This window comes from Pseudomonas sp. TMW22091 (assembly GCF_022496705.1).
GTDB lineage: Bacteria > Pseudomonadota > Gammaproteobacteria > Pseudomonadales > Pseudomonadaceae > Aquipseudomonas > Aquipseudomonas saxonica.
This window is the reverse complement of the sequence record NZ_SCFI01000006.1, coordinates 66940-91327: the sequence shown is the minus strand read 5'-3', so window position 1 is coordinate 91327 and position 24388 is coordinate 66940. Positions and strand designations below refer to the sequence as shown.

General features: G+C 54.3%; 26 protein-coding genes and 1 pseudogene. 12 read left to right on the top strand and 15 right to left on the bottom strand.

What is annotated here, in order from left to right:
* Positions 1-79: 79 nt before the first annotated feature.
* Together EQV93_RS13260 and EQV93_RS13255 are read right to left on the bottom strand one after the other, a co-directional pair.
* Positions 80-1267 carry an aminotransferase class V-fold PLP-dependent enzyme gene (locus EQV93_RS13260; RefSeq protein ID WP_240891722.1) on the bottom strand — a complete coding sequence of 396 codons (1188 nt, stop codon included), beginning with the start codon at positions 1265-1267 and terminating at the stop codon, positions 80-82.
* A gap of 12 nt (positions 1268-1279) precedes the next feature.
* Positions 1280-1516 carry a DUF3820 family protein gene (locus EQV93_RS13255; RefSeq protein ID WP_122783438.1) on the bottom strand — a complete coding sequence of 79 codons (237 nt, stop codon included), beginning with the start codon at positions 1514-1516 and terminating at the stop codon, positions 1280-1282.
* Positions 1517-1722: 206 nt separating this feature from the next.
* Here EQV93_RS13255 and EQV93_RS13250 point away from each other — a divergent pair, with 206 nt between their 5' ends.
* A complete protein-coding gene (locus EQV93_RS13250) occupies positions 1723-2190 on the top strand; it encodes a ferritin-like domain-containing protein (RefSeq protein ID WP_146385201.1) in 468 nt (155 codons plus the stop codon).
* A 55-nt stretch (positions 2191-2245) separates the two neighbouring features.
* Here EQV93_RS13250 and EQV93_RS13245 read toward each other — a convergent pair whose 3' ends face one another.
* Complete coding sequence (locus EQV93_RS13245; protein WP_122783436.1) at positions 2246-2716, bottom strand: MaoC family dehydratase; 471 nt, start codon at positions 2714-2716, stop codon at positions 2246-2248.
* Between the two features lie 67 nt (positions 2717-2783).
* Positions 2784-3722 (bottom strand): alpha/beta hydrolase, encoded by a 939-nt coding sequence (locus tag EQV93_RS13240; protein WP_146425251.1) that lies wholly within the window; start codon positions 3720-3722, stop codon positions 2784-2786.
* 199 nt (positions 3723-3921) lie between these two features.
* Between EQV93_RS13240 and fadD2 the strand changes: the two genes are divergently transcribed.
* On the top strand, positions 3922-5610 hold the full coding sequence (gene fadD2, locus EQV93_RS13235) for a long-chain-fatty-acid--CoA ligase FadD2 (RefSeq protein WP_240891721.1): 1689 nt from the start codon (positions 3922-3924) through the stop codon (positions 5608-5610).
* 351 nt (positions 5611-5961) lie between these two features.
* Positions 5962-7653, top strand: coding sequence for a long-chain-fatty-acid--CoA ligase FadD1 (fadD1, locus tag EQV93_RS13230; protein WP_240891720.1), 1692 nt, complete (start codon positions 5962-5964; stop codon positions 7651-7653).
* A 103-nt stretch (positions 7654-7756) separates the two neighbouring features.
* Here the strand turns inward: fadD1 and EQV93_RS13225 are convergent, their stop codons facing one another.
* Positions 7757-8137 carry a hypothetical protein gene (locus tag EQV93_RS13225; RefSeq protein ID WP_122783432.1) on the bottom strand — a complete coding sequence of 127 codons (381 nt, stop codon included), beginning with the start codon at positions 8135-8137 and terminating at the stop codon, positions 7757-7759.
* 199 nt (positions 8138-8336) lie between these two features.
* Here EQV93_RS13225 and EQV93_RS13220 point away from each other — a divergent pair, with 199 nt between their 5' ends.
* The 3 genes from EQV93_RS13220 (at position 8337) to def (ending at position 10205) form a co-directional block, all read left to right on the top strand.
* Positions 8337-8528, top strand: a complete 192-nt coding sequence (locus tag EQV93_RS13220; protein ID WP_122783431.1) for a CsbD family protein — start codon at positions 8337-8339, stop codon at positions 8526-8528.
* 181 nt (positions 8529-8709) lie between these two features.
* Complete coding sequence (locus EQV93_RS13215) at positions 8710-9663, top strand: YihY/virulence factor BrkB family protein (RefSeq protein ID WP_240891719.1); 954 nt, start codon at positions 8710-8712, stop codon at positions 9661-9663.
* Positions 9664-9665: 2 nt separating this feature from the next.
* Positions 9666-10205 carry a peptide deformylase gene (gene def / locus EQV93_RS13210; protein WP_122783429.1) on the top strand — a complete coding sequence of 180 codons (540 nt, stop codon included), beginning with the start codon at positions 9666-9668 and terminating at the stop codon, positions 10203-10205.
* On the opposite strand, the gene EQV93_RS13205 is transcribed toward def, so the two are convergent.
* Entirely contained in the window at positions 10195-10608 is a 414-nt protein-coding gene (locus EQV93_RS13205; RefSeq protein WP_240891718.1) for a GNAT family N-acetyltransferase, read from the bottom strand. The two genes, def and EQV93_RS13205, sit on opposite strands and share 11 nt — an antisense overlap.
* Before the next feature lie 291 nt (positions 10609-10899).
* Between EQV93_RS13205 and EQV93_RS22525 the strand changes: the two are divergent.
* Positions 10900-11673, top strand: a pseudogene (locus EQV93_RS22525) (PAS domain-containing protein); the annotation flags it as partial.
* A gap of 51 nt (positions 11674-11724) precedes the next feature.
* Positions 11725-12219: a methyl-accepting chemotaxis protein gene (locus EQV93_RS22520; RefSeq protein WP_267904001.1), complete on the top strand. Its 495-nt coding sequence runs from the start codon at positions 11725-11727 to the stop codon at positions 12217-12219.
* Positions 12220-12241: 22 nt separating this feature from the next.
* Here the strand turns inward: EQV93_RS22520 and EQV93_RS13195 are convergent, their stop codons facing one another.
* A complete protein-coding gene (locus EQV93_RS13195) occupies positions 12242-13273 on the bottom strand; it encodes a LacI family DNA-binding transcriptional regulator (protein WP_240891716.1) in 1032 nt (343 codons plus the stop codon).
* 229 nt (positions 13274-13502) lie between these two features.
* Between EQV93_RS13195 and EQV93_RS13190 the strand changes: the two genes are divergently transcribed.
* Both EQV93_RS13190 and EQV93_RS13185 read left to right on the top strand, forming a co-directional pair.
* A complete protein-coding gene (locus EQV93_RS13190; RefSeq protein WP_122783425.1) occupies positions 13503-14036 on the top strand; it encodes a gluconokinase in 534 nt (177 codons plus the stop codon).
* An 85-nt stretch (positions 14037-14121) separates the two neighbouring features.
* Positions 14122-15474 carry a GntP family permease gene (locus tag EQV93_RS13185; protein ID WP_122783424.1) on the top strand — a complete coding sequence of 451 codons (1353 nt, stop codon included), beginning with the start codon at positions 14122-14124 and terminating at the stop codon, positions 15472-15474.
* Positions 15475-15528: 54 nt separating this feature from the next.
* Here the strand turns inward: EQV93_RS13185 and alaC are convergent, their stop codons facing one another.
* The 4 genes from alaC to EQV93_RS13165 all read right to left on the bottom strand — a co-directional run bounded on the left by alaC (position 15529) and on the right by EQV93_RS13165 (position 19117).
* The gene (gene alaC / locus EQV93_RS13180; RefSeq protein ID WP_240891715.1) at positions 15529-16737 is read right to left on the bottom strand and encodes an alanine transaminase; all 1209 of its coding nucleotides are present in this window, start codon (positions 16735-16737) and stop codon (positions 15529-15531) included.
* A gap of 138 nt (positions 16738-16875) precedes the next feature.
* A complete protein-coding gene (locus EQV93_RS13175) occupies positions 16876-17382 on the bottom strand; it encodes a GNAT family N-acetyltransferase (protein ID WP_122783422.1) in 507 nt (168 codons plus the stop codon).
* Between the two features lie 175 nt (positions 17383-17557).
* Positions 17558-17863: a PepSY domain-containing protein gene (locus EQV93_RS13170; RefSeq protein ID WP_146385189.1), complete on the bottom strand. Its 306-nt coding sequence runs from the start codon at positions 17861-17863 to the stop codon at positions 17558-17560.
* Positions 17864-18016: 153 nt separating this feature from the next.
* The gene (locus EQV93_RS13165) at positions 18017-19117 is read right to left on the bottom strand and encodes a glycerophosphodiester phosphodiesterase (RefSeq protein WP_240891714.1); all 1101 of its coding nucleotides are present in this window, start codon (positions 19115-19117) and stop codon (positions 18017-18019) included.
* 136 nt (positions 19118-19253) lie between these two features.
* On the opposite strand from EQV93_RS13165, the gene EQV93_RS13160 reads away from it, so the two are divergent.
* A complete protein-coding gene (locus tag EQV93_RS13160; RefSeq protein ID WP_146385186.1) occupies positions 19254-19577 on the top strand; it encodes a DUF2025 family protein in 324 nt (107 codons plus the stop codon).
* A 22-nt stretch (positions 19578-19599) separates the two neighbouring features.
* Here EQV93_RS13160 and EQV93_RS13155 read toward each other — a convergent pair whose 3' ends face one another.
* Both EQV93_RS13155 and EQV93_RS13150 read right to left on the bottom strand, forming a co-directional pair.
* Positions 19600-20142, bottom strand: coding sequence for a DUF1003 domain-containing protein (locus tag EQV93_RS13155; RefSeq protein ID WP_122783418.1), 543 nt, complete (start codon positions 20140-20142; stop codon positions 19600-19602).
* Between the two features lie 17 nt (positions 20143-20159).
* Complete coding sequence (locus EQV93_RS13150; RefSeq protein WP_146426239.1) at positions 20160-21242, bottom strand: diguanylate cyclase; 1083 nt, start codon at positions 21240-21242, stop codon at positions 20160-20162.
* Positions 21243-21462: 220 nt separating this feature from the next.
* On the opposite strand from EQV93_RS13150, the gene EQV93_RS13145 reads away from it, so the two are divergent.
* Entirely contained in the window at positions 21463-22425 is a 963-nt protein-coding gene (locus EQV93_RS13145; RefSeq protein WP_411736509.1) for an MBL fold metallo-hydrolase, read from the top strand.
* Positions 22426-22447: 22 nt separating this feature from the next.
* Here EQV93_RS13145 and EQV93_RS13140 read toward each other — a convergent pair whose 3' ends face one another.
* Positions 22448-22765, bottom strand: a complete 318-nt coding sequence (locus EQV93_RS13140; RefSeq protein WP_122783415.1) for a helix-turn-helix domain-containing protein — start codon at positions 22763-22765, stop codon at positions 22448-22450.
* 251 nt (positions 22766-23016) lie between these two features.
* Positions 23017-24264, bottom strand: a complete 1248-nt coding sequence (locus EQV93_RS13135) for a ribonucleotide-diphosphate reductase subunit beta (RefSeq protein WP_146385180.1) — start codon at positions 24262-24264, stop codon at positions 23017-23019.
* Positions 24265-24388 lie beyond the last annotated feature (124 nt).

Sequence of the window (24388 nt, the reverse complement as noted above, 5' to 3'; positions counted from 1 at the left end):
TTTTTTGCCCGTTTATAAAGCCGCTCTGCTTTTGCTTCTAGTCCCCTCTCCCTAAGGGAGAGGGTTAGGGTGAGGGGCTTTACCCTTGCGCCAATTCCCGTAGCGCCTTGATCAACTGGTTTATGTCATCCACCGACGTGGCAAAGCCCACCGTGATCCGAATACAGCTGCCACAGGCTGAGCCGTCTCGGGCCACGGTAAACAGGTTGTACTCCTTGAGCAGGCGATCAGCCATCGGCTGTTGATCCTGTAGGCCGGTGAACTGCAACGACGTAATTGCGCATTGCAAACGTGGATCATCCGGCACCAGCACCTCTATGCCGGGCAACTTTCGAGCCTCATTCACCCACAGGTCACGCAGATAGTTCAGGCGGGCGCCTTTGGCTGTCGAGCCGCCCAGATCCTTGTGTTCTTGCAGCACCTTGGGCAGGGTCAGCCATGCCGGAATATTGCCCGTGCCATACGGCGCACGTGTGCGCACATCGGGCTCGGGGTAACGCTCACTGCCCATATCCGGATCAATATCAGCAAGGCGCAGGGGGTCGATGTACATAAAGCCTAATGTCAGCGGCGATCCAATCCATTTGTGCAGGTTGTAACCCGCAAACGCGACACCCAGTGCCTTGAGGTCAAAGTCGATCTGGCCCAAGGCATGGGCCCCGTCGAGAATCACCTCAACCCTGTGCTCTTTGGCAGACTGCACAATCGCCTCAACGGGCATGACCAGCCCCGTGCGATGGGTAACGTGAGTCAGGGCCATCAGTTTTATGCGGGGGTAACGCTCAAAGGCATCGCGATAGCTGGCCACCAGGCTTTCATAGGTGGCTGGATGCGCATGGACTATTTCGATGACTTCGAGTCCGCGTTGCTGTGCGACCCAGCGCATGGCGTATTCAACGCTGTGGTACTCCAGATCACTGATCAGCAGTTGGTCGCCCGGTTGCAAAACGTTGTAGTTACGGATCAAGGACTGCAGTGCGTCAGATGCGCAATTGGTCAGAGCAATGCTGGTGTGTTCTACGCTCAGCAGGTCGGCCAGTTGATTACGAATCTCAAGGCTCTGGGTGTTATCGAACTGCTGACGGACATGCACCGAGTTACTGCGGTTAATAAAGTCGATATTGCGCTGATAGTCCTGAGCCACCCCACGGGTCATGCGCCCGAAGTAGCCGTTTTCCAGATTGATCGGGCCTGGGGCCAGATCGTAGCGCTCGGCAATGGCGTGCCAGAAGTTCTCGTCGCGGGCGTTCTCTTCAATCCTTGGCATGGGGCAGCTCTATCAGTGGCGAGGTTTGGGTTTTCCGTGTTTGGCGCGTAACGGGTCGAGCAGATCCGACAATCCGTTGTGGTCAATCTCTTGCATCAGGGCGAGCAGGCCGCCCAGTTCGCCGTGGGGGAACCCTTCGCGAGCAAACCAGTTCAAGTACTGGCCGGGCAGATCGGCAATGATCCGGCCTTGATATTTACCGAAGGGCATTTGGCGGGTGACCAGTAACTCGAGTTTTTCGGGGTTCATTCAGCAGCCTTCGGGTACGTGAAACGTTCAGATGAAAATACAGGCAATCTGCATGAAGGCCAAATGACAGTTCATGCAAATAAACCGGATACAGATTTTTGTATAAATATAACTTGTTGTTTTATAGGGCTTTTATTTTTTATAAAACTTGGCACAGCCCATGCAATCTCTATTGCACGATCCTCAACTGTGTAAGGAATTGAACAATGACTGACCTCAATAAAGAAGCCATTAGCATCCTGAACGATTTGATCGAAACCAGTAAAGACGGTCAGGAAGGCTTTAAATCCTGCGCTGAAGACGTTAAAGACGCCCTGCTAAAAAACTTTTTCGTTCAGCGTTCTGCTGACTGTGCTAAAGCGGCTGCCGAGCTTCAGGCGCAAGTACGGGCACTGGGCGGCGAGCCTGAAACATCCACCAGCGTTGCTGCCGATCTGCACCGTCGTTGGGTCGATGTGAAGTCGATGTTCACAGGTAAAGATGACGAGGCCATTCTTAATGAAGCCGAGCGCGGTGAAGACCATGCGCTGAAAGCTTATAACGATGCCATTAAAAAAATAAACGAACACAATTTGGTTGGTATTCGTGACCTTGTAGAGCGTCAACTCCATGGTGTGCAACGCAATCACGATCAGGTGAAAGCGTATCGCAATGATGCTCGCGCTAAGTCTTGAAGCACACGTAATTAAAAAAAAACGCCGGCTAGCCGGCGTTTTTTGTACCTGCTGATCAGCCAATGCTGATCGCTGGCAAGACGGGCAAGTTCACCGTCTGTTGTTTGCGAGGGGCGATGATCTCGGCTTCACCATCCACCACGAGTTCATCGCGCTGATTGAAGACTCGGGTCGCAATGCGCACGCGGAATTTCGGCAGCTTCTCCAGAATTTCAAGACGCACGGTCAAGGTGTCACCGATTTTCACCGGCTTCTGGAAGGTCATTTGCTGGCCGACATAGATCGTGCCGGGGCCTGGAAGCTCGCAAGCCACTGCAGCGCTGATCAGGGCGCCACTGAACATGCCATGAGCGATGCGCTCTTTGAACATGGTGGCCGCTGCAAATTCAGGGTCCAGGTGCACTGGGTTGTGATCGCCGGACATGGCAGCAAACAGCTGAATATCGCGCTCTTCGACGGTTTTGCTGTAGCTGGCAGTCTGGCCGACTTCGAGGGCTTCGTACGGTGTATTGGTAACCTGAGTCATCTAGCGCATGTCCTGTGACGAGTGTTTAATTTCAAAATGTTGATAATTTAAAACCTGAGGTGGCTATTCACGGGGGCGTGCGTGAGTGGCCCAAGGCTTGATCGAGCCAATGAATAACATCTGCGGTGACTTCATCGCGGTTGATTTCATTAAACAATTCGTGCCGTGCCTGAGGGTAGAGATTGAGTTGCAGGTGTTGGCTGCCCGCACTGCGTAAAGCGTTGGCCAGATCTTCAAGACGCTTGCCTTGACTGACCGGGTCACAAACACCTCCGATCAACAGCAAGGGCAAGCCGGAATCGATTCGATTGAGATTGGACGCTTTACTGATTTGCTGCAAGCCGTTGAGCAGATCTACCCACAGTTGGTTGGTGCACCGAAACCCGCAAAGCGGGTCGCGCGCATAGGCATCGACCTCGTCCGGATCGCGGCTGAGCCAATCAAAAGGGGTGCGATTGGGTTTGAAGGCTTTATTAAAGGAGCCAAAAGACAACCACTCGATGAGCGCGCTGCGGCCTTTAGGGCCTTGTCGCTTGCGTTCAAACCGTGCGATCAGGCTGGCGGCGCGGTACAGCGCTACTGGCTGGAAGTTGGAGCCGCTGAGAATGGCACCCTGTAAACGGGCGCCGTGAGTCATTAAATAGGCCTGGGCAATGTAACTGCCCATGCTGTGGCCCAATAAAAAGACCGGCATGCCCGGGTGGTTCTGGTCGATGTGCTGATGGAGGGTCGCCACATCACCGACCACGGCAAGCCAACCTTCGTCATCTGCGAAATGCCCCTGTGTGTGGTTTTCCGCCGTTTTGCCATGACCTCGTTGGTCATGCGCGTATAGACCCCACCCGGCCTCGCACAATGCATTGCCCAGTCGGCCATAGCGTCCGCTGTGCTCAGCCATGCCGTGGGCCAGCAGCACAATGCCTTTGGGCGCGCTCGCTGGCAGCCACTGATTGACGAAGAGAGTGGTTTGGTCACTTGCATCCAGCCAGAACTTTTTATGGTTCATGGTGCTTCCTTTGCACGGGTCTAACGCAGTGTATCGCTCAAGCCACTGAGCAGTGGCTGGCACAGTAATACGATTCAAGATGTAAATGGCGAAGTTCGCTGTATTTGCCAGCTCCGGGATTACTGATACCGTCCATTAGCTTCGCTTTCTAGTGCATGTGCTATATGGCCAGACACGCTCAGGTAAGAGGATAAAAATAATGGAACCTGATTTCTGGAATGACAAACGTCCTGCCGGTGTACCCCAAGACATTGATATGACCGACTTTGCATCGGTCGTTGATGTGTTTGAGCGCTCCTGTATAAAGTTCGCCGATCGTCCCGCGTTCAGCAACTTGGGCGTGACACTTACCTACGGCGAGCTGGAGCGTCACAGCGCTGCTTTTGCCGGCTACCTGCAAAACCACACAGACCTGAAGCCTGGCGACCGTATCGCCGTACAAATGCCCAACGTATTGCAATACCCGATTGCAGTATTTGGCGCTCTGCGCGCGGGTCTGATCGTGGTCAACACCAATCCGCTGTACACCTCGCGCGAAATGCAGCATCAGTTTAAAAGTGCCGGTGTGCGTGCGTTGGTGTATTTGAACATGTTCGGTAAACGTGTTCAGGACGTGTTGGAAAGTACCCCGATCGACTACCTCATTGAAGCCAAAATGGGCGACATGATGCCGGCGGCCAAAGGCTGGATTACAAACCTTGTGGTCAATAAGGTCAAAAAGCTGGTGCCGGCCTACCAACTGCCCCAGGCCATTGGCTTCAAAAGCGTTTTGCATAAGGGGGGAGGGCAGGCTCTTCGTCCCGTACCGGTCACACTGGAGGACACCGCCGTATTGCAATACACGGGGGGAACCACCGGGTTACCCAAAGGTGCAATGCTGACCCATGGCAACCTGGTCGCCAACATGCAGCAGATACGGGCCTGTCTGTCCCAGCATGACGCGCAGGGTCAGCCGATTCTCCAGGAAGGCTGCGAGATCATGGTGGCGCCGCTGCCGCTTTACCATATCTACGCATTCACGGCCAACTGCATGGGCATGATGGTCACGGGCAACCACAACCTATTGATCACCAACCCGCGAGACATCAAAGGGTTTATCAAGGAGCTGAAGAACTGGCGGTTTACCGCGTTTCTGGGGCTGAACACGTTGTTTGTGGCGCTGATGGATCATCCAGATTTCAAAACACTGGATTTCTCCGGGCTCAAAATTACCAACTCGGGTGGCACGGCTCTGGTCAAGGCGACAGCAGATCGCTGGGAACAGCTCACCGGATGCCGCATCGTTGAAGCCTACGGCTTGACTGAAACCTCGCCAGCTGCCAGTTGCAACCCGTGCGGGGCTCTGGCCAGAAGCGGGGCGGTGGGTACCCCGGTGCCGGGCACGGCTATGAAAGTCATCGACGACCTTGGCACTGATCTGGGCCTTGGCGAGCGCGGCGAGCTATGCATCAAAGGCCCGCAAGTCATGAAAGGTTATTGGCAAAACCCCGAGGCGACCGCTGAAGTTCTGGACAGTGAGGGCTGGTTTAAAACGGGTGACATCGCAGTCATTGACCCTGATGGTTTTGTGCGCATTGTTGACCGTAAAAAAGACCTGATCATTGTTTCAGGCTTCAATGTCTACCCTAACGAAATTGAAGACATCGTCATGGCCCATCCCAAGGTGGCAAGTTGCGCAGTCATTGGCGTGCCGGATGATCGCACGGGTGAGGCGGTGAAGTTGTTTGTTGTCGCGCGTGCTGGAGGGGTCAGTGTTGAAGAGCTCAAGGCCTACTGCAAAGACAACTTCACTGGCTACAAAGTCCCGAAAATCATTGTGCTGCGCGACAGCTTGCCCATGACGCCGGTGGGCAAAATCCTGCGTCGAGAGCTGCGCGATATCGCCTGATGCCTCTTTGATTTCAGCCATCACTCGCCTGCTTGACGTAAGTGGGCGATTTTTTTTGGCTTTCAAATAGCGGGAAATCTTCACTCTGAAGGCGTAAATACACGGCTTGGAGAGAGGTGAAAGCATTTATAGAGTAGTTGCACTAATGATGACTTAGGATTGTCCTACAGTCAGGTTGGTGACGCTGAAGGGCCTTTTTGGCTCTAGTCGACTCCTGGCAAAGCTGCTACTCTCGGCGCGCTTTGTGACTTCTCGGTAAGTAAAAGCCACGGTTTTCAACTACAAAAATCAAACAAATAATAACCGCAAAAAATGCGGTGAAGAATTCGCAACGCTGAGGAGTGGGCTTCCATGATTGAAAGCTTTTGGAAGGATAAGTACCCAGCCGGGATTGCTGCCGAAATCGACCCGGACCAATACCCGAACGTTCAATCGGTGTTGCGCCAATCTTGCCAGCGCTTCGCTGATAAGCCTGCGTTCAGCAATCTGGGTAAAACGCTCACCTACGGCGAGCTTTACGAACAGTCCGGCGCCTTTGCTGCCTACCTGCAACAGCACACCGACCTGCAACCCGGCGACCGTATCGCTGTGCAGTTGCCCAATGTGCTGCAATACCCGGTCGCTGTGTTCGGAGCCCTCCGCGCCGGCTTGATCGTGGTGAACACCAACCCGCTGTACACCGCGCGGGAAATGGAACACCAATTCAATGACTCCGGCGCCAAAGCGTTGGTGTGCCTGGCGAACATGGCGCATCTGGCCGAGAAAGTCGTGCCGCAAACCTCGATCAAGTATGTGATCGTCACGGAAGTGGCCGACATGCTGTCGCCCTTCAAGCGCGTATTGATCAACAGCGTCATCAAATACGTGAAGAAGATGGTCCCGGCGTATCACCTGCCCAATGCCATCAAGTTCAATGATGTGCTGAGCAAGGGGCAGGGCCAACAAGTCAATGAAGCCAACCCTCTCAGCAGTGACGTTGCCGTACTGCAATACACCGGCGGCACTACAGGTGTGGCCAAAGGCGCGATGCTGACCCATCGCAACTTGATCGCCAACATGTTGCAGTGCAAGGCGTTGATGGGGTCCAACCTGAATGAAGGTTGCGAAATTCTGATTACACCCTTGCCGCTTTATCACATCTACGCGTTCACTTTTCATTGCATGGCAATGATGCTGCTGGGCAACCACAACATTTTGATCAGCAACCCGCGTGATTTGCCGGCGATGGTTAAAGAACTGTCCAAGTGGAAGTTCACCGGGTTTGTTGGGCTCAATACGTTGTTTGTGGCGCTGTGCAATAGCGAAGCGTTCCGCAAGCTGGACTTCTCGTCGCTCAAGGTCACCTTGTCGGGCGGGATGGCCTTGCAGTTGTCTGTGGCGGAGCGCTGGAAGACAGTCACAGGTTGCGAGATCTGCGAAGGTTACGGCATGACCGAAACCAGCCCGGTCGTCTCGGTCAACCCTATACAAAATATCCAGATCGGTACGATCGGCATCCCGATGCCATCGACGTTGTGCAAAGTGATTAACGACGCCGGTGAAGAGCTGCCACTGGGTGAAGTTGGCGAGCTGTGCATCAAGGGCCCGCAAGTGATGAAAGGGTATTGGGAGCGTCCCGACGCAACCGCTGAGATCATGGACAGCGATGGCTGGTTGAAGTCCGGGGACATCGCGATCATTCAGCCTGACGGCTATATGCGTATTGTTGATCGCAAGAAAGACATGATTCTGGTGTCGGGCTTCAATGTTTACCCGAATGAGCTGGAAGACGTCATGGCGTCGTTGTCGGGCGTGCTGCAATCCGCGGCCATCGGTATTCCGGATGAGAAAACCGGCGAGCTGATCAAAGTCTTTATCGTGGTCAAACCCGGTATGACCCTGACCAAAGAGCAGGTCATGGTTCACATGCGCGCCAACCTGACCGCCTACAAGTCACCCAAGATTGTCGAATTCCGCGACAGTTTGCCAACGACCAACGTCGGTAAAATCTTGCGCCGAGAGCTGCGTGACGAAGAACTGAAAAAGCTGGGCCTGAAAAAGTAAGCTGCCTGGAAATGAAAAAGCCCCGCATTGACGCAATGCGGGGCTTTTTCGTATAGGCAACTGCTGTTTAGCAGGCGTTGGGCGCGCAGGCCCTGAGCACATCTTATTTTTGCAAGAACTGGGCGAAGTTCACGCCGGTGCCAGTAGGGCGCACATCCTGCAGGAAGGAGTCTTTGTCCGCGCTCAACTCCAGGCTCATGGTCGGCGTCCGTTTGTGCGTCGCGCGTACCACCATGCCTTCGCGTTTTTCGCGCAAGAATGCGGTAGTCACTTTCAAGTGAAGCAACTCGTCGGTGCTTGGGTTATGCAGCAACAGGTGCACCCATTCGTACTGACCGACGGCCAGACGAGCCAGTGGAATATCGAACCACCAGATGTTTTTGTTGGTGTTGAGCGTGGCGAAATGGCAGTTGTTAACGCCCAATACCGCGCCACCCAGTTCCTGATTTCTGCGGGCAATGGCCTGCTTTTTATCGAGTTTCATAACCTTCCTACAATTTTGGTTCTTCAGCGCCGTAGCCTGAATACGTCGCGCATTCTCGGGGGTACGCGGGCAAACATAAAGCCCAACCTGCGTGGAGCGACGAAATGTTCGACATAAATAAATGAAACTCTATGCGAACCCGGTGGGTCAACTCTTGTGTCGAGGTAATGACATCCGAAATTTCAGCAGGAGAAATCCCATGAGCAGCACTGGCGATAAGATCAAAGGCAAAGCGAACGAAGCTGTAGGCAATGTCAAACAAGCCGTCGGTAAAGCGACAGACAACGACAAGCTGCGTGCCGAAGGCAAAGCGCAGGAACTCAAAGGTGAAGGCCAGCAAGCGGTCGGTAAAGCCAAGGACGCGGTCAAGAAAACCGTCGATAAGGCCTGATAATACCGTTGCAGCCGGTGCGTCGGGCATCTGTTGCACACCTGAACGGCCATCCTTGCGATGGCCGTTTTTGCACAAGTGTTTCCAATGTCGCCAATTCAGCTACTTTTGAGGTAAAACCCTTACCTTCAATAATTGTCTGACTTACACATTAATTATTTCAGCGGCGAAAGGAGACGCTATGTTATTTCCGGTCTTGAAAGGCCTGCCTTTGGGTAAAGTTCTGGTCCGTACGGTCAAAGAGTTTATTGACGACGAGATGTCGACCTATGCGTCGGCGCTGGCCTATCAGACGCTTTTTTCGCTGTTCCCTTTCATTCTGTTTTTGATCGCGCTGATCGGTTTTCTGCATTTGCCCGACTTCTTCAGTTGGTTGCGCTTGCAGTCTGAGCTGGTATTACCCCCCCAAGCCCTGGAGTCGGTCAATCCAGTGATCGACCAGTTGCAGCAATCCAAAGGTGGATTGGTTTCGATTGGTATCGTGATTGCGCTCTGGACCGCTTCTGCAGGCGTGCGTTTGATGATGAGCGCGATGAATGCAGCTTATGACGTGGTCGAAGGGCGCCCCCTCTGGAAGCGTCTGCCGCTGTCGATTTTTTACACCATCGGGATTGCCGGCATGCTGTTGGCTGCAGCGGCACTGATGGTGCTCGGGCCTCAATTCATGAGCTGGCTGGCAGGGCAGGTGGGGCTGGAGGAGTTTGTGGTCACGCTGTGGACCATTCTGCGTTGGCCGGTGATCATTTTGCTGCTGATGGTGGCCGTCGCGGTGATGTACTACGTGATGCCGGACGTCGAACAGAAATTCCGCTTCATTACGCCGGGTTCTGTGCTGGCCGTGGTGGTGTGGATTGTGGCTTCGCTGGGCTTTGCGTTTTATGTCAAAACCTTCGCTGATTACAACGCCATGTATGGCAGTATCGGTGCAATCATCGTATTGCTTTTGTACTTCTATATCTCTGCTGCGGTCCTGTTGTTAGGGGCTGAGATGAACGCTGTTATCGAACACATGTCTGCTGAAGGCAAGGACCCCGGAGAGAAAACCTTCGATGAGTCCGATGATTCTGATCCCAAACAGCATGTCTCAGGACTGGGCCGTGACCACTCCCTTCCCTCCACTTCAGATGAAGCCTGACTATGATTCGTGAAATCTTGAAAATGGGCGACGAACGCCTGATGCGTGTGGCCAGGCCAGTGCCTGCGCAAATGTTCGACACACCTGAGCTCTGGCAGTTGATCGACGACATGCTGCAGACGATGGAGCATGCCGGCGGTGTCGGCCTGGCCGCGCCGCAAATTGGCGTTGATCTGCAAATGGTTATATTCGGATTTGAGCACAGCGAGCGCTACCCCGATGCTGAGCCTGTGCCGCAAACCATCTTGCTTAATCCCCTGATCACGCCCCTCACCCCGGCCGTCGAAGAAGACTGGGAAGGGTGTTTGTCAGTGCCGGGTCTGCGCGGGACAGTAGAACGTTATCAGCACATCCGTTACGAGGGCTTCGATCCAAAAGGCGAGCCCATCGTACGCATTGCCGACGGGTTTCATGCACGGGTGGTCCAGCATGAATGCGATCATCTGATCGGTCGCCTGTATCCGTCGCGCATCAAGGACTTCAATAAGTTCGGATTTATTGAGGTGCTGTTCCCGGAGTTGGCATCAGGCACTAACGAGTAATACCCATCGCTATCATCGCTTTATTGCGTTGATAGCGAATCAGGCGCTCGAACAACACCTGCGGCAAGTCATCGGCCATACCGAATCCAATCCCTTCGTAGAAGCCTTGCAGTTCAGGGTCGCAAAACAACCATACCGGTGCCCCTTCGGTCGATGACACTGCTGCATCGACCAACGAGCGGGCGATACCGCGTCCTCGCACATCCGGTGCGACAAACAAACCCGTCAACCAGTAGCCATTGGCTGCCGACCGCAAACACAAGGCTGCGACGACTTCCTGCTCTCGGGCTACCCACAGTTGCGCGTCCTTACTCGCTTTCATCGAGGATTGATGGGCGCGGTAAAACTTGTTCATCAAAGGCCATAAAGGCGCTTCCAGTTGGGCGTAAGCAATAGCGGTCATAAGTCCGGAATCATGGTTCAAAGGCGTGGGCAGTATATACAAAGGGAAAGCTTGATTCGTTGAGCGTCACCAACGGAGTTTTCAGGGGTTGAGGGCTGCATCACAGGCTGATGGCATTTTGCTTGCGGCCCTGCTCAGTCTGGCTATGCTCAACGTCTGCGGGGGCTGGATCAAGCGTGCTTAAATCCCCGAGATGCGTGATCTCTGCCTATGAGGGCAGAGTGCGCAGGCGGTTTGTTGTGTTTTGAATTATGTGAATTATCAATAGACAGCACCCCTAGGGATTGAGCCATGTTTGATTTTCATCGCAAAGCCGACCTCATCGAAAATAGACGTCTTAGCTGTTCGCTGGAAGAAATGCAGGCAAAGGTTCTGGCGATCAGTCGCTCAATGGCCATTATCGAATTTGCTCCGGACGGCACCATTCTGGCTGCCAACGAGAACTTTTGCCGGGTCACGGGCTACGCCCTCGACGAGATTCGCGGCAAGCATCACCGTATTTTCTGTGAAGAACCCTACACACGAACCACCGAATACGCAGCCTTCTGGCGTGATCTGGCGGGCGGACAGCCCATGAGTGGCACCTACTTGCGTCTCGATAAATCCCGCCGCGAAGTCTGGTTGGAAGCCAGTTACATGCCGATACTGGACGCCACTGGTCAGGTCGTTTCAGTGATCAAGGTCGCCTCGGATATCACTCAGCGGGTGAACAAAGAACACGAAAACCAGAGCATTGTGAATGCGCTGAGTCGCTCTATGGCTATGATCGAATTCTCACCCGATGGTCGGGTCATTCATGCCAATCAAAACTTTCTCGACACCGTCCATTACTCGTTGGCTGAAATTGTCGGTCACCATCACAGCATGTTCTGTCGACAGGCAGAAGCTGAGTCCGCTGAATACAAGGCGTTCTGGGCTTCGCTCAATCGTGGGGAATATCACTCCAGACGCTTTGAGCGTGTCGATAAATACGGCCATACGGTGTTTCTGGAAGCATCTTACAACCCGATTTTCGATGCCAAGGGCCGTTTATATAAAGTCGTCAAATTTGCCAGCGACATAACCGCTCAGGTCACCAATCTGCAAGCAGCGGCAGAATCAGCCCATAGCACGTCGGTGCAAAACGACGCCTGTGCGCAAAAAGGCTCACAAGTGGTTCAGCAAACCGTTCAGGTGATTGAGGCTATCTCCAAAGACCTGAATGAGGCCGCGCAAAGCATTGATGCGGTCAGCAAGCAATCGGACATCATCGGCAAAATAGTGCAGACCATTCGTGGCATTGCTGACCAGACCAACCTGTTGGCGCTCAATGCGGCCATTGAAGCGGCGAGGGCGGGTGAACATGGGCGTGGCTTCGCGGTAGTGGCGGACGAGGTCAGAAGCCTGGCGGCGCGAACCAGCGCGGCAACCGTGGAGATTGTCGAGGTGGTTCGCAAAAACCATGATTTGTCGCTGAGCGCCGTTACCAGCATGCAGTCCAGCTTGAGCCGAACTGGGTTGGGGGTTTCACTGGCGAACGAGGCGGGTGAGGCGATCCTGGAAATCCAGCAAGGCAGCAGGCATGTGGTCGATGCCATCAGCCAGTTCAATTCAACCTTGCAGTTGCAATAGTTGCCGGGCTCACCAGCAGCACTCAGCTGCTTTCGCGCACCATCAACTCAAAGCCCATGTCCTGCACGGGGGCAGGCACTTTATTGCCGGCCATCAGAATCAGCATCTGCTCCGCTGCCCGGCGACCTATGACTTCGCGCGGCGTACGAATGCTGCTGAGTCGCGGCACCATGAATTCCGATGAGGGCAAGTCGTTGAAGCCTAAAATGGCGATTTGCTCCGGAATTTTAAGGCCGATCCGGGCCGCTTCCAGCAAGGCCCCTTGGGCAAGGTCGTCATTGCCGAAAAAGATCGCATCGACCTGCGGCTGGCTGGCCAGCAAATGCAAAAACAATTCGCCGCCCAAGCCGACAGAGGAGGGGCGTGGAGTCAGGATTTCGAGGTCAGGGTTATACAAACCGGCCTCCTGTAGCGCACGACGGTAGCCTTCGCCACGCAGCAGGGTGCGCTGATCAAGTTGTGCGCCAATGTACGCAAGGCGTCGGCGGCCACGTGAAATCAAATGCCGTGCCGCAGTTTCCCCCGCCTTGAGCTGGGAAAACCCCACGCAATTAAGCCCTGCACCGGCGTCCAGTTCCATCATGTACACGCAAGGCACATTACTGCTTTCAATCATGCGGCGTGAGCTTTCAGAGCGATCGAAGCCGGTCAGCAATAAGCCGCGAGGCTGGTAGGCCATATAGTTGCGTAGCAGGTTTTCTTCTTCGTCGCGCGAGTAGTGAAAGTTACCGATCAGGACTTCAAAGCCTTTAGGTCGCAATACGTCATGAATGGCTTCGAGGGTGTCGATAAACAGCAGGTTGGACAAAGAAGGTACCAGCACCACTACGGAATGACTTTGCGCCGAAGCGAGCGCTCGGGCTGCGGGATTGACCACATAATTGAGTTCACCCGCCGCTTTGCGTACTTTCTCGGCCAGTTCAGTGGCCACGCTGCTGATTCCGCGCAGGGCCCGCGATGCCGTGATCGGGCTAACGCCTGCAAGCCTGGCAACTTCATTGAGAGTGGGGCGTCCCGTGGTTCGGGAGTTTTTATCGTTTTTAGAGGACGTCATCGGGGTGGCTTGCCAAACAAAAAACAAGTCACTAAGGTAGCGCTGTCCGCGCGTGCCCGCAATTGCCTGATTGTGTGCAGGCTTTCTACCCCAGCTTTGTATGTCGAGAGCGTTACCGCGTCTCCCCATAAAAATGAGAATTAGACGTCGGTAGCCTGTGCTTTGTGCTTTGCTTTCAAGTATTGAACGCATGAATAAAGACAGCGCTGTCTACGGACTGAGGTGTTTCATGAGTCAACCAATCACTGCCCTGGTCATCATGGGAGTTGCCGGCTGCGGCAAATCCAGCGTGAGCGAGGCGTTATGTACCCGCAATGGCGCCATCCAGATTGAAGGTGATTCATTTCACCCAACGGCCAACATTGAAAAAATGAGTGCCGGCATTCCCCTTACCGACGACGATCGCGCCGGCTGGCTTGACAGCCTGTGTGAAGAACTTCGTCGTGCCGTTGCTAGCGGTGAGCGCCCGGTTCTGACCTGCTCGGCACTTAAATTGCAATATCGCGAGCGCCTGCGTGGCGCTGTCGATGGTTTGGGTTTCGTGTTTCTGGAGTTGACCCCAGAGGTGGCCGCAGAGCGCGTCACTCATCGCCCTGGGCACTTCATGCCATCAACGCTGATCGACAGTCAGTTCGCTACCCTGGAATCGCCTACTGGCGAGCCTCTGGTGTTGACACTGGACGCGACGAAAATGGATATCGACGAGTTGGCGAACGCCGCCGTTGTCTGGTGGGATAAACACAGAGTACCGGCAACCTCATGATGTTGTTTCAAATAGATAGCGCTATCCGACTCAGCTACGGCTGTACATTCGCCCTAAATAACAAGAACAAGTCAGGAGAAGCCCCATGCTAGGCATGTCTCACAATACCTTTCTGCTGTTAGATGCAGTGGTCACCATCATCGGCCTGATCGTTTTGATCACCCGATTCAAGTTGCACCCGTTTATTGCCTTGATCATAGCCTCCGCGTTTCTGGGGCTGACAGCGGGCATGCCGGCCAACCTGATTATCAAATCGTTTCAGGACGGCTTCGGTGGCGTACTGGGTTTTGTCGGTATCATCCTGGCGCTGGGCACCATGCTGGGCAAAATGATGGCCGACTCAGGGGGTGCTGATCAAATTGCACGAACCCTGATCCGCGCCTTCGGTAAAGAGAGGGTGCAATGGGCGATGATGTTTGCCGCCTTCCTGGTCGGTATACCGTTGTTTTTCGAAATTGGCTTTGTGCTGCTGATTCCGCTGGTCTTTATTGTTGCGCGCCGTACCGGTGTGTCGATCATCAAAATTGGTATCCCGTTGCTCGCCGGCCTGTCGGCGGTGCATGGCCTGGTGCCGCCGCATCCGGGCCCGTTGCTGGCCATTGGCGTGTTCGGTGCTGATATTGGCAAAACCATCCTTTATGGTCTGATCGTGGCGTTGCCAACGGCGATCATTGCCGGCCCGATCTACGGTACGTTCATCGCCAAATACATTCCGGGGCATGCGTCTCAGGAACTGATGGACCAACTGGCCAGCGAGCCAGAATCCAGCACTCTGCCGAGCTTTTCCATCACCTTGATCACCGTGCTGCTGCCGGTGTTCCTGATGTTGCTCAAGACGTTCGCGGACGTTGCTTTGCCGGATGGCAACTTCTTCCGGGTCTGGATGGACATGATCGGTCACCCGATCAGTGCTCTGTTGCTGGCGTTGCTGTTGGCGCTCTACACCTTTGGTGCGCGTCAAGGGATCGACTCCAAGCGCATTCTCAAGCTGCTTGACGCCAGTTTGGCCCCAACTGCCGCGATCATTTTGATCATTGGTGCGGGCGGCGGTTTCAAGCAGATGCTGGTGGCCAGTGGTGTGGGTGATGTGATCGGCCACATGGCGGTAAACGCGCAAATTTCACCGATCCTGCTGGCATGGCTGGTGGCGGCGGTGATCAGGATTGCGACCGGTTCTGCAACGGTCGCGACCATTACCGGCGCCGGTATCGTGTTGCCGGTGGTGGATATGATTCCGGGTGTGAACCGCGAGCTGCTGGTGTTGGCAACTGGGGCAGGGTCGCTGATTTTGTCTCACGTCAACGATGCGGGATTCTGGCTGGTCAAGCAGTACTTCAACATGACCGTGGCTGAAACCTTCAAAACCTGGACAGCGATGGAAACCATCCTGTCGGTGGTGGGTTTGATCTTTATCTTGCTGCTGTCTTTGGTGGTCTAACGACCGTAGACCTGCAGGAGCGCGCTTGGCCAGCAAGCCGCTCCTGCAGTCTGTTTAACCGGCGCTCACGCCATCGGCGCGAAACATGGCGCGAATCCCTCTCACGGCCTGACGAATGCGATCCTGGTTTTCAATCAGGGCAAAGCGCATGTGATCATCACCATATTCGCCAAATCCTACGCCGGGTGAGACACAGACCTTGGCCTCGGCGAGCAGTTTTTTGGCAAACTCCAGTGACCCCATGTGTGCATAGGCCTCTGGAATTTTGGCCCATACATACATGGACGCCTTAGGGTTCTCGACCATCCAGCCCAGTTCATGCAGTCCTTTGACCAACACGTTACGGCGCTGACGGTATTGTTCAGCAATATCCTTGACGCACTGCTGGTCGCCTTCCAGTGCCGCAATCGCCGCCACTTGCAGCGGGGTGAAAGTGCCGTAGTCGTGGTAACTCTTGATTCGTGCCAATGCGTTGACCAGCTCGGCGTTACCTACCATGAAGCCAATACGCCAGCCCGCCATGTTGTAGCTTTTCGACAGTGTGAAAAACTCCACCGCAATGTCTTTGGCGCCCGGTACTTGCATGATCGAAGGGGCTTTCCAGCCGTCATACACGATGTCCGCGTAGGCAAGGTCGTGCACCACCAGTACGTCGTACTGTTTGGCCAGCGCCACCACGCGCTCGAAGAAATCCAGTTCGACGCACTGTGCTGTCGGGTTGGACGGGAACCCCAGAATCATCATTTTTGGCTTGGGGATCGAGCCGCGAATGGCTTTTTCCAGTTCGGCAAAGAAGTCGACGCCCGGGATCAGTGGCACTGAGCGTACTTGGGCGCCGGCAATCACGGCACCGTAGATATGAATGGGGTAGCTGGGGTTTGGCACCAGAACGGTGTCACCCTGGTCCAGAGTGGCCAGCATCAAATGCGCCAAACCTTCCTTGGAGCCAATGGTGACGATGGCTTCCTGTTCCGGATCAATGTCGACGTTGTACCGGTCGGCGTACCAACGAGAAATTGCTCGACGCAGGCGCGGTATGCCTCGTGAAGTGGAGTAGCCGTGAGTGTCCTCACGTTGTGCAACGGTGCAGAGTTTTTCGACAATATGCGGCGGTGTCGGGCCGTCTGGGTTGCCCATGCTGAAGTCGATAATGTCCTCACCACGGCGGCGTGCGGCCATTTTCAGCTCGGCCGTAATATTGAAGACATAAGGGGGAAGTCGATCGATGCGCGCAAAGCGTCGCGGCGAACCTTGGTCTGCCATAAGTGCCTCTGATACGTAAGCGCCCGGAACCGTCCGAGCGACGCGACCACTGCGGTGGTCTCGGAAAACAATAAGGGCACTGATGGCGTTTTGTCTAGTCGCGAATGAGTCCCTGCGAACCAGTGGGTCAAGAACACTTTAACTTGCGTGTTGATGCCCGCCCTGTGCGGGGGGCAGTCTGAAAACCAGGCGTCTTTCGCCGCGGTACGCTTCGCCGCACTCAACCCAGCCCTGGCTCAGGTAAAAGGCCAGCGCGCAGGCGTTGAAGGGGCTAACTGAAAGCATCAGTTGGCGTATCTCGGGCCAGATTTGGCGAACCGCCTCGGGGAGTGCGTGCAGGCAGATTTTACCCAACCCTCGCCCCTGAAATCGTTCGTCGACCTGGAGTGCATGCAACGTGGCGCTGTCAGCATCAGCCCAATGAGCCAGCAGTGGTTGACGCTTGAGCAGCAAAAAGGCGACGGGCCGATCATCGGCCAGCAAAACAAAAGCTGTAATTGCGGGATGACCTTGCCTTGGAAGAGCGTGCAGCGCGGATTCGACCGTACCGCAGAATGCAATTTGTTCGGCATGAACCCTGACCTCATGCAATTGCACGCGTTGCTCGGGTGTCAGGAGATCGTAGGCACAGAGGCGGGTGTTCATGCGCAGGTTCTGTTGAGGTGCAATGGGAAGTCAGAGGCAAAGGACAGTGACGTTTGAAAGAACCGCTAGTGTCTACTCATATGGGGTTTAAATACAGATATTCCCCATCGGCTGAACGCAGACCACAAAAAGCCGCCTTGTTCATCAAGAACAAGGCGGCGGTTATCGAGGGATCTCAAGTGTCTTGTTTGTTCTCTAGAACTTCACCTGTCGCTGCGTCGATCTTTACATCCCACTCGATATTTTTGCTGTCGCGCAGTTCAACTTCATAGACAAGTTTACCCAGCTTTTTGTCCAGTTCAGTGTCGGTAATGGTTGCGCCGGGGTGTTGCTGAATAGCAATTTGATTGAGTTGTTCAAAGGGTTTGATTTGGCCCGATTTGAGCAAGTCCGGAATATGGTCAGGGCGCACATCGGCTTGAGCAACGCCGGCAGCCAGTGTCAATGTCATTGCGGCGAACAGTACGTTAAGTGCTTTCATGTTTGACCCTCTTGGGTAAGTTGTTTAAGTGGGTTCAGGTTAACCCTCGCAACTTAATTCATCCTTAATTTGTGGCCTTCGCATTTAATTTTCAAGAAGGTGTGCAGGTTGGGGCGGTGCGCCGTAACGGTTTGGCGGCGCCTCGCTGCCTGATCAATAGCCGTTTTGCTCCAGAACCTGTTTGACGGTCTGCGCGGTCACGCGCTGATAGTAGTTAAGTAATTCGCGGGGGCGGTTGGTGAAAATGCCATCTACGCCAGCGGTCATCGCCTTTTTGAAATCTACGGGCTCATCAAGGGTGTAAGCGTGCACCAGCAAGCCTCTTGCATGGGCAGTGGTGTTCATCCAGGGTTGAATCAGGTCGGAGTAACTCTGATCGCCTCCGTGGGTCAGAGCAGCGGAGGGGCCTGTGCCGATTGCACCGTTGGCCTTGGCGAAATCAAGCCATTGTGTGAACTCGGTTTTATCCTTGGGGTGCAGTGAGGCGTAATACGCTGCTTTGGTTTTTTCGCCGGAGTCCGCAAAGCTGACGCTCTTGTCAGGTGTCATCCCGCCGGCGCCCACCCAAAGAAGCAGCACTTTGGGTGTGTCAGGCATTTCTTTTTGGAGTAACTGAAGACTGCTTTTGTCGAACGTTTGCAGAATTACCTGTCCGGGGCGATCAGGTTGAGGAGGCAACAACCCTCGCTGTGTCAGTTTGCGCTTGAGGTCGTGTTCTATCCCCGGGAACAGCTGCGGCTCTTTGGTTTCAATGTACAAACCGGGCGTGTGGCCAGGATTGCTTTGAGCGATATCGATTATTTCGTCCAGAGTCAGTATGGGCAGCCCAACGTAAGAGGGGCGTGCGCGATCCGGGTAGGCCTTGTTGAACCAACTGCCCGCATCCAGCGTTTTAAGTTCAGCCAGGGTAAATGCACTGGCGGGTTGGTTTTTGCGTGCCGGAAATTTATTTGCCACATCAGTGGTACGCAACAGGCTGTTGTCGTGGAGGGCAATAAGCTCACCGTCCTGGGTGCGTTGCAGGTCCATTTCCAGATAGTCAGCGCCCAGATCTCGGGCGAGTGTGTAAGCCGCTGCTGTTGATTCCGGTGCATCGAACGATGCACCGCGATGGGCGATAACGGCAGGGTGCGCAATACCCTGCCTGCTTGCGATCAGTGCTGGCGGCGTGATGGTTTCAGTGGTGGCGTGTGCGCCGACCACCGCGAGTAACAGGCAGGGCAGCAGGGCGCGTTTGGCAACGGTGACCGGCATTGGCGAGATCCTTGGCATTAGAAAAGTTGTGCAGTAGTCTTGAACCCTTCAGCGTCCCCGGCAGAGGGAGGCGAGCCAAGTCTTGCGTGTAAACCATCGACCCTATTGCCTTCCGGGCTTGTCATTGAGGTTTACCATGCGCATCACTTCGCAATTAATCTGCCAGGCCGCAGATCTACTTAACGGCTTTGTTGGTTTCAATCGTAAGACAGCGCGGCATATTGTTCGTTTTAGCGAAGATTCTTTCGGAATGGACGTAGCAGATGACAGCATTACGCCCGCCCACGAGTTTGTCTGGCAGTCCGGCGAAGCAGATACCATGACCCTCAAGCGCGAGTTGATTCAGTTATTACTGGATCAACATGTCGATGACCGCCTGAACATTACTGAACCCCTGCGCGTGTATATGCAGCGTCAGGATGTGCCTGAAATCACTGCGGTACGCCGCTGTGTGAGTTGAGCGGCCGGTGGGGTTTAGCGTGTCAGGGGGCTTTGCGCACGAAGTGCTGATGCATTTCTGAGGTCAGGCTCTCGATCCGCTCGGTGAGCTGTTTGGTCATTTCGGTTAATCGAGTGTTTTGCTCCAGCAATTCAATTATTTTTTCCGTGGTTTGTGCAGCGGCCGCTTGTCGCTCTGTATTGGCCACGGCCAGTGCTTCGCGGTGCTGGGCGTCAGCATCCGCCTGCGCTTTGTCCCTTGCCGCCTGGCGGGTTTGAGCAAGCAGTATCAGGGGGGCGGCATAAGCCGATTGCAGGCTGAAGGCCAGGTTCAGCAGGATGAAGGGGTAGATATCAAAGTGCGTCACGCCAAACAGGTTCAAACATACCCAGATCACCACGATCAGGGTTTGCGCCCCGAGGAAGGTGGGCGTGCCAAAAAAACGGGCAAAGGCCTCCGCTTTCAATGCAAAGGTGTCATTGCCAAATGTGGGGGCCAGATGCGCGTGGGCGCGATGAAAGCGCAAATGATCAACCTTTTTCCCTGCTTGGGCTGTAGCTGTTGTGTCAGCGCTGGAAGTGCTCATACGCTTTGATTCTCGCTTTATGTGCTTAAAGGATCTATCGGTGCTGAATCAAAAAGCAGGTCAGCGGCTCCGGTGCAGATCTTGTTACGACCTGTCTTCTTCGCGATGTATAACGCTTTGTCTGCTTCATTGAGCCACGCAGACGCGTCTTCATATTCAAGTCGGTAGGACGCCAGGCCAACGCTCAGACTCACTCGCAATTCGGGTTCTGCGGCGTGCCTGAAGTCACAAAATACCTGGCTCACTCGCTCCATTATTTCCTTGGCCTGGGACAGTGAGCGATTGGGCAGAATGACGCAAAATTCATCCCCGCCGTAGCGTCCAGCCAGGTCTTCAGCGCGCAGGTTTTGCTGGAGTTCTGTGCTCAACTGGCGCAGTACGCTGTCACCGACAAGATGCCCAAACGTGTCATTGATGTGTTTGAAATGGTCGATATCTATCAGTGCAAGTGTGGCGGAGGATTGGTTTTGCTGGCACTTTTGGAATTTCAGCTGCAACAAGTCTTTCCATGAACCATGGTTCAACAGGCCTGTCAGGCTGTCGGTACGGCTCAAGGCTCTGAGGGTGCTTTTGTGCTCTGCCAGTTTGATTGCCAGCCCGTAACTGACCATGCCGACTGAAAAGGGATAAAGGATCAGCACAGGCAGGCAGGCATAGACTTGAAGGTTAGAGGTGTGGGCGTTGAATGAGGCACCAAAAAGCAGGCAGGAAACAAGAGCGCCGATGACTTGTGCCAATGCACCGCGCAGCAGTAGCTTCGGGCCTCCTGCGGCGACGTTATGCATCATCATCATCGATATGATGATGACGGTGAGAAGAGGATTAAATTGAATACTTGCTGCCCAAAAGCCCCCACCCAGCGAGTCGACCAAAATATTACGGCGCTCAGCTTTGTAGGGATAAGCCGAACGGGTCGACAATTGATAGGCCAGGTGCGGCCATACAAAAGCATTGACCAGCAGAAGCGCCCACGTCCATATCGGGATGTCGAGCGGGTAGAGAAAAGGGATTAACGCGAGTCCGCCAAACCCTGAGCCAATGGCCCGAGGAGTATAGATCCGCCGTGCGAACGACAAGCCTTTGCCTCTTTGATTATCCATAGTTATCTGCGCAATATGTTTAGGCTCAAAGCCTGGCTATGACGACTACTGCACTAGCCCGGTGGAGTGAAATCACCATTGACGCTCCCGGGTGTTAAAAGCAAGCGCAATTATATTATTTCCGTCGAGGGGTAGTAGCCATATGCCATTTAGCACGTCAGGCAATGATGGCTTTAAGCCTGCAAAGGAGCATCAAGGGCGCTTTCAAAATGAGCGAGTCATGCCCGCGTCCAGTCTTTTCAAGACCTTGGCTATCTTTTGGAAGTTGTTATTTCATAAGCCCGCCAATACCCGGCCAGCCGAGCCCATTCCTGTGCGGCCGTTAACCCGTCTAGAGCTTGAAGCGGCTGCGGATTACAGCGTTTATCGTCTTGGCCATTCAGCAATATTGCTGAAACTCAATGGCAAGTTCTGGCTGACCGACCCGGTATATGCCGAACGTGCCTCACCTTTTCAGTGGGCGGGGCCCAAGCGATTCCATGCTCCACCCATTAGTCTGGATGAGCTGCCCCCTTTGCATGCCGTGATTCTTTCGCACAACCATTATGACCATCTCGATCAAAAAACAGTTTTGCAGTTAGCGGGCAAAACCCGGCATTTTCTGGCGCCGCTGGGGGTGGGTGACCTGCTCGAGAAGTGGGGGGTGGCGAGTGAAAAAATTCAGCAATTAAACTGGTGGCAGGAGACGCAGTTAGACGGTATTCGCTTTATCGCGACGCCGAGCCAACACTTTTCGGGGCGAGGTCTGTTTGACCATAACCAGACCCTGTGGGTGTCTTGGGTGATAGTCATCAATGATGTGCGGATCTTTTTCAGTGGTGATTCAGGTTATTTCGACGGTTTCAAACAAATTGGCGAGCGTTTTGGACCCTTTGATCTGACCTTGATCGAAACGGGTGCCTACAACCTCGATTGGCCAGACGTACATATGCAGCCTGAGCAGAGTTTGCAGGCCCACATTGACCTCAAAGGCCGCTGGTTGCTGCCGATTCACAACGGCACCTTTGATTTGGCTTTTCATGCCTGGCATGAGCCATTTGATCGAATTGTGGCGTTGGCAGAGCAACGTAATGTGCTCATTACAACGCCACCGATGGGCGAGGCCTTCAACTTGCTACAGCCGCACAAGGGGCGTGCCTGGTGGTTTGATGCGCAAACCCGGACAGGCCCCTCGGTCAAGTAGGCGCACTGTTTAGTAGTGGGTGTTACTCGATCAGGGCGAAGTCTTCGCGGCCAATCGGGTCTGGGGTCGTCCCTCGAATATTACCGCCACGGCCAGGTGCGAACCCAGGAAAGAAGACCAGGCCTTGCGCTTCCAGGCTATATGCCAAAGCCAGGCGCGTGACATCGCGTATGGCTTCTCCGGCCTCAAAGCGCTGGATGGCAGCCACTGAAACTTTTGATTGCTGACTCAGTTGTTCGAGGGTCCAACCGAGCATTTCACGGGCTTGTGCGCAGTGCAGAGCAGTAAATTGATTGATGATGATGCGCTCGAATGTGCTGCGCATGGCTGAGTTGGGCATGGGGATTCTCCGGGCTGAGTCGATGCTTGAAAATACACTGTGTTTTTATACAGTTGTTTTCTGCGCTCATCAAACTCATTTTTCTGATCAGTGCTGAGGGAGAGTCATTGCCCGTGGCCCCGGTTCAAGCGGGGTGCCGTTGGAGTCAGGGTCTAAATTTTCGATTCATGTTTTCGATAAAACGCGTCCAATAAAAAAGGGCTGCCCGTAGGCAACCCTTTTTTAACGTCGGCGAACAGGTGAGTCAGGGATCAATCCCAGCTCAGTGCGCCGCCAGTCTGGTATTCGATAACCCGTGTCTCGAAGAAGTTTTTCTCTTTCTTCAAGTCCATGATTTCGCTCATCCATGGGAATGGGTTAGTGGTACCTGGATATTCTTCTTTCAGGCCGATTTGCGACAGGCGGCGGTTAGCGATGAACTTGAGGTAGTCCTCCATCATCGCAGCGTTCATGCCCAATACACCGCGTGGCATGGTGTCACGCGCGTATTCGATTTCCAGCTGGGTGCCTTGCAGGATCATCTGCGAAGCTTCTTCCTTCATTTCGGCGTCCCACAGGTGCGGGTTTTCGATTTTGATCTGGTTGATCACGTCGATGCCGAAGTTCAGGTGCATGGATTCGTCGCGCAGGATGTACTGGAACTGTTCTGCAACGCCGGTCATCTTGTTGCGACGACCCATTGAAAGGATCTGGGTAAACCCGCAGTAGAAGAAGATGCCTTCCAGCACGCAGTAGTAGGCAATCAGGTTGCGCAGCAACTCTTTGTCGGTTTCGACGGTGCCGGTTTCGAATTTTGGATCGGAGATTGAACGGGTGTACTTCAGGCCCCAGGTGGCTTTTTTAGCAACCGATGGAATCTCGTGGTACATGTTGAAGATCTCGCCTTCATCCATGGCCAGCGATTCGATGCAGTACTGGTAAGCGTGGGTGTGAATCGCCTCTTCGAACGCCTGGCGCAGGATGTACTGGCGGCATTCCGGGTTGGTAATCAGGCGGTACACGGCCAGTACCAGGTTGTTGGCAACCAGGGAGTCGGCTGTTGAGAAGAAGCCCAGGTTGCGCATGACGATGCGACGCTCGTCGTCCGTCAGGCCTTCCGGGTTTTTCCAGAGGGCGATATCGGCAGTCATGTTGACTTCTTGCGGCATCCAGTGGTTTGCGCAACCGTCGAGATACTTCTGCCAGGCCCAGTCGTACTTGAACGGGACCAACTGGTTAAGGTCGGCGCGGCAGTTGATCATCATTTTTTCGTCAACAGCTACACGGGCGCTGGCGCCTTCGAGTTCAGCCAGACCTTCGGCGACGTCGAGGTTGTCCAGGGCTGCCTTGGCGCGCTTGATCGCTTCAGAGTCGTTGGCAGTGACTGCACGAGCTTCCTGAGCCGCAACACCGCCAGCAGTGTCCAGACGGTCCATGTTGGCTTCAGTGGCGTGGCCAGCGTTGGCGCCTTTAACGGCCACTTCGCCGTCTTCTTTGTCGAATTCGTCCCAGCTCAGCATGACGTGTCGTCTCCTGCGTGAGGGCCTGCGCCCGTGTGGTAACACTGAATGTTTGGTTGTCACACGGCCATAGGCCACTTGGATCTAAGAAATGTTGCTGCAGTAGCGATGTACGCACGCAAAA